This is a genomic window from Marinobacter confluentis (assembly GCF_004785685.1).
GTDB classification, from domain to species: domain Bacteria; phylum Pseudomonadota; class Gammaproteobacteria; order Pseudomonadales; family Oleiphilaceae; genus Marinobacter; species Marinobacter confluentis.
Window position 1 is genome coordinate 1 of record NZ_SRPF01000098.1, and the last position, 300, is coordinate 300.

Sequence of the window (300 nt, forward strand, 5' to 3'; positions counted from 1 at the left end):
CCCCTGTCTTTCGAGGTGAAATCGTGTCAGCTGCTACTGGACCGCATTCTGGACGTTGTGTCACGGTCATCGCGGATTCTGGGTGAGGAAGTGAGTATCACCGCCAGTATCGGGGGGACGGTTTACCCCCAGTCTGAAACCATTGATGCTGAACAGCTGCTTCGCCAGGCAGACCAGGCGATGTACTCAGCCAAGGAGAGTGGCAAGAACCAGTGTTTTTATTACGATGCCGACAGTGAACGGGCCGTTCGCGACCTGTTCGGTGATCTCAAACGGATTGAAATCGCCCTGGCCAACGAT

1 protein-coding gene is annotated in these 300 nt (G+C 55.0%); it reads left to right on the forward strand.

Annotated elements, in window-relative coordinates:
* A partial coding sequence (locus tag E5Q11_RS17720; RefSeq protein WP_135804734.1) for a diguanylate cyclase domain-containing protein occupies positions 1–300 on the forward strand: 300 nt, incomplete at both ends.